Origin of the sequence: Synechococcus sp. R55.3 (genome assembly GCF_047461975.1) — a bacterium.
Lineage (GTDB): Bacteria > Cyanobacteriota > Cyanobacteriia > Thermostichales > Thermostichaceae > Thermostichus.
In genome coordinates, this window is record NZ_JANSIG010000114.1 from 1 (window position 1) to 7,734 (window position 7,734).

At 56.4% G+C, this 7,734-nt stretch carries 7 protein-coding genes; 1 reads left to right on the top strand and 6 read right to left on the bottom strand.

The features are described from left to right. From NW849_RS13340 to NW849_RS13365, 6 genes are all read right to left on the bottom strand, one after another. A partial coding sequence (locus tag NW849_RS13340; protein WP_414358220.1) for a shikimate kinase occupies positions 1-400 on the bottom strand: 400 nt, incomplete at its 3' end. Positions 401-411: 11 nt separating this feature from the next. Beyond that, on the bottom strand, positions 412-1,050 hold the full coding sequence (locus NW849_RS13345) for a riboflavin synthase (RefSeq protein WP_414332173.1): 639 nt from the start codon (positions 1,048-1,050) through the stop codon (positions 412-414). Between the two features lie 12 nt (positions 1,051-1,062). Continuing rightward, positions 1,063-2,760 carry an ATP-binding cassette domain-containing protein gene (locus NW849_RS13350; protein ID WP_414332172.1) on the bottom strand — a complete coding sequence of 566 codons (1,698 nt, stop codon included), beginning with the start codon at positions 2,758-2,760 and terminating at the stop codon, positions 1,063-1,065. 603 nt (positions 2,761-3,363) lie between these two features. Continuing rightward, positions 3,364-4,605, bottom strand: coding sequence for a response regulator (locus NW849_RS13355; RefSeq protein WP_414358223.1), 1,242 nt, complete (start codon positions 4,603-4,605; stop codon positions 3,364-3,366). Between the two features lie 246 nt (positions 4,606-4,851). Then, complete coding sequence (rph, locus tag NW849_RS13360) at positions 4,852-5,586, bottom strand: ribonuclease PH (RefSeq protein ID WP_414358226.1); 735 nt, start codon at positions 5,584-5,586, stop codon at positions 4,852-4,854. A 340-nt stretch (positions 5,587-5,926) separates the two neighbouring features. Further along, positions 5,927-6,679 (bottom strand): DUF561 domain-containing protein, encoded by a 753-nt coding sequence (locus NW849_RS13365; RefSeq protein ID WP_011433343.1) that lies wholly within the window; start codon positions 6,677-6,679, stop codon positions 5,927-5,929. 192 nt (positions 6,680-6,871) lie between these two features. Here NW849_RS13365 and speB point away from each other — a divergent pair. After that, on the top strand, positions 6,872-7,734 hold an 863-nt coding region (gene speB / locus NW849_RS13370; RefSeq protein WP_414358229.1), incomplete at its 3' end, for an agmatinase.

Sequence of the window (7,734 nt, forward strand, 5' to 3'; positions counted from 1 at the left end):
GGGTTTGCAGCAGGGGGCGTTGGCCGGGATCCCGCTTGAGCCGCTGCCAAATCAGCTCGGGGGTCGCATCCAGCCAAACGGTGAGGCCATGGTGCAAGTAGCTCCAATTTTTGGGGCGCAACACAATGCCGCCGCCTGTGGCGATCACCAACCGGGTGTAGCTGCTCAACTGGGCCAACACCTGCGTCTCCAGATCCCGGAAGTAGGCTTCCCCATGCTCGGCGAAGATCTGAGCGATGGAAGAACCCCCCACCTGCTCCACCAGACCATCGGTGTCGAAAAATTGAAAGCGCAACTGGGCTGCCAGCTCCGATCCCACGGTGGATTTGCCGCTGCCCATCATCCCAATGAGATAAACATTTACGCCGCGCAGGCGCTCAACTTCCTCGGGGTGGATCATGGGAAAGGTACCTAGATATAGCCATGCTCGGCCAGAAACTCCAGAGAAACGCTGCTCTCGGGGGGCAGCAAGCCCAGTAATTTTTCCACATACTTGCCCAAAATATCCGCCTCTATGTTGACGGGATCCCCAACTTGGAGCTGAGAAAGGTTGGTCTCGCGGTAGGTTTGGGGGATCACAGCCACCTTGAACCAGCAGCCCCCTTGGCGCACCTCAGCAATGGTCAAGCTCACCCCATTCACCGCCACGCTGCCCTTGGGTACGATGTAACGCCCGATCTCTTCAGGAACCTTGAAGCTCAGCTCCCAGGCGTTGCCAGTGGCGGCTTGATCCCACAGTTGCCCCACCCCATCGATATGGCCGCTGACAAAATGCCCCCCTAACTTGTCTCCTACCCGCAGCGCCGGTTCCAGGTTGACTGTGCGCGGGCCGAGGGATCCCTGGCCCCAAGTCGAGCGCCGCAGGGTTTCCGGCGAAACATCGGCCAAAAATCCATCGGGCAGAATCTCCACCACCGTCAGGCAAAGGCCGTCCACCGCCACGCTATCTCCATAGGCCAACTGAGGTTGCAACCGGGGACAGGTAACCCGTAGCTGTGAAGAATTGATCAACTGGGCTGTGCCCAAACTTCGAACCAGACCCGTAAACATTGCTTTGGCTCCTTAGGTTTTGCCGGCTGCCTTTTTGGCTTTCTGTTTTTCTCGCTCTTTGGCTCGTTTTTCGGCAGCGATTCGCTCTTGTCGGGCTTTCTCTTTCTCTTCAGCGATCTTTTCTAGATAGTAGTGATAGTTGCCCTGGTAGGCGACCAACTCTCCGTTGCGAATCTCTACAATCTTGTTGGCCACTTTTGAGATAAAGTAGCGGTCGTGAGAAACAAGGATCACCGTGCCATCGTAATGCTGTAAAGCTTCTTCCAGCATCTCTTTGGCCGGGATATCTAAGTGGTTGGTGGGCTCATCCAAAATCAGTAGGTTGGCCGGCTGAAGTAGCATTTTCGCCAACGCCAAGCGGGCTTTTTCTCCCCCGCTCAAAGCCGCTACTTTCTTAAAAACGGCGTCGCCGCTGAACAAAAAGCGACCCAACAGCGTGCGCACTTCTTCGTTTTTCCAGTCGGGCACTTCGTCATGGATGGTGTCCAAGACGGTTTTGCTCAGATCCAAAGCCTCTGCTTGATTTTGCTCGAAGTAGGCAGGGATCACATTGTGTGCTCCCAATTTCACAGATCCCTCGGTAGGTTGCTCTAGGCCGGTGATAAGACGCAGCAGAGTGGATTTTCCTGCCCCATTGGGCCCCAGAAAGGCGACGCGATCCCCACGCTCGATCAACAGCTCCGCACCCAAAAACAAAATCTTATCTCCATAAATGTGCGTCAAATTCTCGATCTTCACCACCTCGCGACCACTGCGGGGAGCAGGGGGAAAGCGAAACTTGAGGGTACGCACGTCGCCAATGGGCGCTTCGACCCGCTCGATCTTTTCCAGTTGTTTTTCGCGGCTTTTGGCCTGAGTGCTGCGGGTGGCACTGGCCCGGAAGCGATCGATGAAGGTTTGTTGCCTTTCAATTTCCTTTTGCTGACGTTCGTAGGCAGCTTGTTGTGCCTCTCGCCGTTCAGCTTTTTGGAGTAGGTATTGAGAATAGTTACCCAAGTATGTCGTAGAAACTCCTCGCTCCGTCTCCACAATTTGGGTGCAAAGCCGATCCAAAAACTCTCGATCATGAGAAACAATCACCATGGGGATCGTCAAGCTCTTGAGGTAGTTTTCCAGCCACTCAATGGTCTCCAAGTCTAGGTGGTTGGTCGGCTCGTCTAGCAACATCAAATCGGGTTTTTGCAGCAGGATTTTCCCCAGGCTGATGCGCATCTGCCAGCCGCCGCTGAAGGCGCTCACCAACCGATCCCCGTCCTCCGGCTCAAACCCCATTTCCGGCAGGATTTTCTCAATACGCGCCTCCAGTTCATAGCCATGTAAACTCTCAAATTGGCGCTGTAGACGATCTAGACGGCGCAAAAGGGTTTCCAACGTGTCCGCGTCCGCCTGCTCCATCTGTTGGGTGATTTGGGCAATTTCTTGGTGAATGCGGTTTTCCTCTTGAAAGACTGTCCAGAACTCTTCTCGCACCGTTCGGGCGGGATCCACTCCAAATTCTTGGGTGAGATAGGCGATGCGCAGGTTGGCGGGGCGGATCACCTCGCCGCTGGTCGGTTCTTCTTGCCCGCAGATAATCTTGAGCTGGGTGGTCTTTCCGGCCCCGTTTACTCCCACTAGGCCGACGCGATCCCCAGGCTTAACTTCCCAGTTCACATCCTTGAGCACCTCACCGGTGGGATAGATTTTGCTAATGTGTTCCAGTCGCAGCATAATGCTCCTTGGGGATCGGGACCAATTGGAGAAGTGTGGCGTTTTCTTTACATTCTTTACTCGATTTTACGTATTCTTGGGATCCCTGTCCATGGATCCTGAGCAATTTCTGCTTGATTTCTCCCTCTCATTGATCTTGCCGGGATCCACGACAGCGTTTAATATTTCTGGTTTGCCTTCAGAAGTGCCTGCTGAACCCTGTTCGATCTTTTTTCATGTCTTCAGGGCTTGTTTGTCGGTACCCTTAGTATGGACTCTTTTGCCAGAAGCCTTGTGAAGCTTCTCTAAGGCTTAAACGACCTCTAATGCCAGCGGGGAAAAGCCAGTTCTGAGAGAGATTGAAGTAGCCGGTCGTGATGACAATGAGGAAGGTTGATCGGATAAGTTTTCAGTGTATGGGATGCTTACTTCGTCTCTTGTTTCTGAAATCCCCGGCAACCTATTTTTCTCTTTTGGGCATGTCCTAATGAGCTATCAATCCATTGACATTAGCAGTCAGCCCAGACAAGTTATGGTCTCTTGAGTTGACTTCTTATCTAACATAAAACCTTTGTTGATTTTGACAGGAAAGCCAATGGCGACGGGGATCAACTCAGAAGGACACTACGCCTTGGCTTGATCCTCGAGGGAACGGGGGGATCCCTGAAACAGGGCAGGATGACCTGTTCTGCCTCCCTGAACCGACAGAGGATTTTGTCTGTGGGCAGGCGGCTGTTGGGCCAGAAGCCGCTTCACCTCTGCATTAAGCTGACTTTCGTTGAAGGGCTTGGTCAAGTAGGCGGTTGCCCCCGACCATTTGCCGCGGATGCGGGCCAGCAGACCATCGCGAGCGGTAACCATCAGGATGGGAAGGGACTTAAACTCTTCTAAGCTGCGCACAATGCGGCAAAGCTCTAGACCATCGATCCCCGGCATGGCGATATCCATCAACAACAGGTGGGGCCGATGCTGAAACAACAAAGGAAGCACCTCGGCGGGGTTGCCCGTTGTAATCACCTGATAGTTGGGCAAATACTGCCGTAGGATTTCCTGCATCACCACGCTGTCGTCCACCGCCAAGATGGTTATCGGGTTGTGGCGCTTGGTCTGCAGCAGCTCTTGGGGTGTTTGTAGGCTGACCAAACCTTTTTTCGCCCAGGAGGCAAAGAGATTGGCCACCTCCAGCCGATCCCGGCACAGCTTCTTGGCGATTGCTTCCAGCGACTGGCCATCTTTGGTGAGGGTGTGGAGCTTCTGTCGTTGCTCATCGGTGATGCGATAGCGGTTGACCCGCTCCCAATTGACCACCGGCACCGCCAGCATGGTCGGGATCGCCACCTTCAAATCTGCCCAGCGATCGTGGCGCCGGGCGGCTTCTTGCAGCAGCGGCTCCAACTCAAACCCGCCAATGGGGGCCTCTTGGGCGACCTGCTCCTGCACCTCAAAGTAACAGGTGCCTGCCCGTTCGAATAGGTAGCGGTCGAAATCGGTAAGCAGGTTGAGCCACAGGGCATCTTCCAGCTCCCCCGGCTTGAGCAGGCCCAATTGCGTGATAGCCTCCAGCAGCTCAGGTAAGGAATGGTCTTTCATCAAGCGCTCTTGCACCACCGAGATGGCCCGCTGTGGCCATTCCAAGTTGAGGCGAGGAATAAAGCGGGAGAGTCGTTTCAGCAGGATTTGCGTGTTGAGGGGTTGATCGGCAGAAAAAAGCAGCCTGCCGTGGTAGTAGGTCAACACCCAGGGTTCCGCACCCTCAGAGGGATCCAGTCCCTTGAGGTGAATGTGCAGATATCCAGTGGTAAACCGCCAACCTTGCTGCCTGAGCAGTGGCGCAAGTTCCTCCGAGCCGAACACAAAACGGGACATGCAGCGTTCTCCGGGCCAACTTCTTCAGGCCAAATGAGCAGCGATTCACCTCAGCCACACGCTCAAACCGTCGAAAGGAGAGCTTCAGAGAGCTCACTTATTTTAACAACTGGCTGATCTTAGCTTTCCCGGCCATTCCTTTACAGCAAGGGAATACCGCTTTGCCAACCAGGATATACACCCATGCAATCCCATATGCAGTGCCTTGAAGGATTACCATTGCAAGGCTAGGGTCCGGCTATGGCTCTATCTTTCTAAATTGAGAGCCTGCCGTTGGGCTTGTAGCAATTCTTGGATCCCGGCTTGGGCCATCTCCAACATTTGTAGCAGTTGCGGGCGACTGAAGCAGGCGGCTTCGGCAGTGCCCTGGATCTCGATGAAGGATCCCTGCTCGTTCATAACAATGTTCATGTCCACCTCGGCTTGGCTGTCTTCCACATAGCACAGATCCACAAGTACCTCTCCCTGCACAATTCCTACTGAAAGGGCCGCCACCTGCTGCCGCAGCGGGGATCCCTGGGCCGGATCCAGCGCCCCCTGTTTGTACAGCCAAGTGATGGCGTCGTGCAGAGCCACATAGCCCCCTGTGATCGCGGCGGTGCGCGTTCCGCCATCGGCCTGCAGCACATCGGCATCGACGGTGATGGTACGGGATCCCAGCTTGCGAAAATCCAAGGCGGCGCGCAGACTGCGCCCGATGAGCCGTTGAATCTCGGCAGTACGGCCCGATAGTTTCAACATTTCCCGCGGCTGTCGTTGTTGCGTGGCTCCGGGCAACATGCGGTACTCAGCCGTCAGCCAGCCTTGGCCGGTGTTCTGCAGAAAAGGGGGAACTTCTTCGGCTACACTGGCGGTGCAAAGGACATGGGTATGGCCGAACTTGACCAACACCGAGCCAGGGGCATAGCGGGTAAAGTGGCGCTCAAAAGAAACCGGGCGCAATTGAGCAGCGGTGCGATTATCTGGGCGTTGCCAGCTCATGGACAGTTCAAAAAGGGATCCCTCGCATTGTCAACCATGTCTGCCCAGTGCGGCTCAGGACTTGGAATCTCTGCAGAATATGACTTGGGCAACGGTCTGACTGTGCAACGGATGCGGACGGAATTGATCTGGGAAGGCAAGGATGACAAGTAGGGCAACCGCGCCGGGTATGCCACCTCTAGGCAGAAGAAAGCAAAGCACTTGTGAGCAGCAAAACTCCAGGCGGCCCATCTCAACCCTCAGCCGCCCTGCTGATTCCCTTTCCCTGCTTATCTCGGAGAACCTAAAAAAACGCACCAGTGCATGCTGGCGCAGGAGGGTCAACTTTCACCCATCAAACCTAGACAAGGGCAGGGATCCGAGATCCTCCCAAGGCCTCCACCAATGCCCGCACTTGAGCCACCATGGCCACTTCATCCTGGAGCCGGCTGACAGCTTTGCCCACCCCTACACCTGAAGCGCCGGCAGCAATGGCCAAGCGCACTGTTACCGTCGAGAGGCCGGAAGCGCAGATAACCGGTACCGAGACGACACGGCTAATTTCATAGGCGGCGGCCAGGGTGGGGGCAGCCTTCTCGATCAGGCCCAGGGATCCCCCGTGAACCGGCTCGGCACTGGTGCTGCCCTCGGTTTGGATGAGATCGGCTCCCAGATCCTCCAGTTTCTCGGCCAATTCTGCCTGTTGATTCAGAGGCAGAGTGTGGGGAACGGTTACCGACAAGAGCGTGCGGGGCAGAAGAGAGCGGGTTCGGCGGGTAAGGTCTAGGACTTCCGCTGCGGAGAAGATGCGGCCTGAAGGGTAGAAGCTGTCGTAATTGCCGATCTCGGCCATGTCTGCTCCTGCCTGTACGGCTGCGGCCAACTGCTGCGGCTCCACCGCCGACACACAGATGGGCAGATCGATCTGGGCGCGTACCCGCTGCACCAATTCGGGGCTGGCAGCGATATCCACCCAAGTGGCCCCTCCCTGTTGGGCGGCGCGGGTGATGCTCAGAACCGACTGCAGGTCGAAGTTTTGTAGACCGCTGATGATCTTGAGGGCCCGACGTTGGGCCAGAGCGTCGAAAAGAGCAGCGTGAGAGGCAGTGGTCATAGGCTCGTCAGCTTTTGAAATGGAGTCCAAGAGGAGTGAAAACAAACGGCTGCTAAAGCTAGGCTTGGAGAAGCCTTTGCTCAGTCTAGAGGGTTTGCCTCAATCCCACAAGGGATCCCTCTTTGTTCATGCTGAGCATCCCAGTCTTTTGAACCTGCCGCAATTCAATACAATAGGGATCCCTTCTTGCAAATGACCATGTACCGCTCCCCTTTCCCCTTCCTAGGCCTGCCTGAGCCGGATCCGGAGATGGCCCAAGCGATTCTCCTGCCCGTCCCCTACGAGGCCACCACCTCCTACGGCAAAGGCACCGCCAAAGGTCCTCAGGCGCTGTTGCAGGCTTCTGCCTATGTGGAGATCTATGACGAGATACGGGATCGCCAGCCGGCTCTCCACCCCGACTTCTCGGAAGAGATCTCCCGCTACTGGACGGCCCCCCCGGTGGAGTTGGAAGGTCTGGGATCTTCCGCCCAGGAGCTGGCTATGGCCGAAATCCAGCGTCGCGCTGCCGAGTGGGTGAGACCGGGGCGGTTCCTGCTTTCCATTGGTGGGGAGCACTCCATCAGCGGGCCCCTGATTGCTGCCCACCTGGCCCATTATCCGGAGCTGCACGTCCTGCAAATCGATGCCCACTGCGACCTGAGAGATAGCTACGAGGGATCCCGCTATTCCCATGCTTCTGCCATGGCCCGCGTGGTGGAGCAAGTGGGCAGCCGCCTCACCCAAGTGGGGATCCGCTCCATCTGCGCCGAAGACCGCCAGACCATTCGCGAGCGCCGTCTGCACACCTTTTTTGCCCACAGCTTGCACACCAAGCCAGCCCAGGAGTGGATCCCAGAGGTGATCGCCACCTTGGGCCCCCAGGTTTACCTGACGGTGGATGTGGATGGGCTGGATCCCGCTGTGGTGCCGGCCACCGGTACCCCCGAACCTGGCGGCTTGGGCTGGTGGGAGACGGTGGAGCTGATTCGGGCACTAGGACAGCAACGGCAAATCATCGGCGCCGATGTGGTCGAGCTGTCGGTCACGGGAGAACGGGAAACCGATCGCCGCAG

What these genes read in the sequence shown, in the direction of transcription:
- NW849_RS13365 (WP_011433343.1), bottom strand. Translation starts at nt 6,679, where the DNA reads ATGACCACTGCCTCTCACGCTGCTCTTTTCGACGCTCTGGCCCAACGT.
- NW849_RS13345 (WP_414332173.1), bottom strand. Translation starts at nt 1,050, where the DNA reads ATGTTTACGGGTCTGGTTCGAAGTTTGGGCACAGCCCAGTTGATCAAT.
- rph (WP_414358226.1), bottom strand. Translation starts at nt 5,586, where the DNA reads ATGAGCTGGCAACGCCCAGATAATCGCACCGCTGCTCAATTGCGCCCG.
- NW849_RS13355 (WP_414358223.1), bottom strand. Translation starts at nt 4,605, where the DNA reads ATGTCCCGTTTTGTGTTCGGCTCGGAGGAACTTGCGCCACTGCTCAGG.
- NW849_RS13350 (WP_414332172.1), bottom strand. Translation starts at nt 2,760, where the DNA reads ATGCTGCGACTGGAACACATTAGCAAAATCTATCCCACCGGTGAGGTG.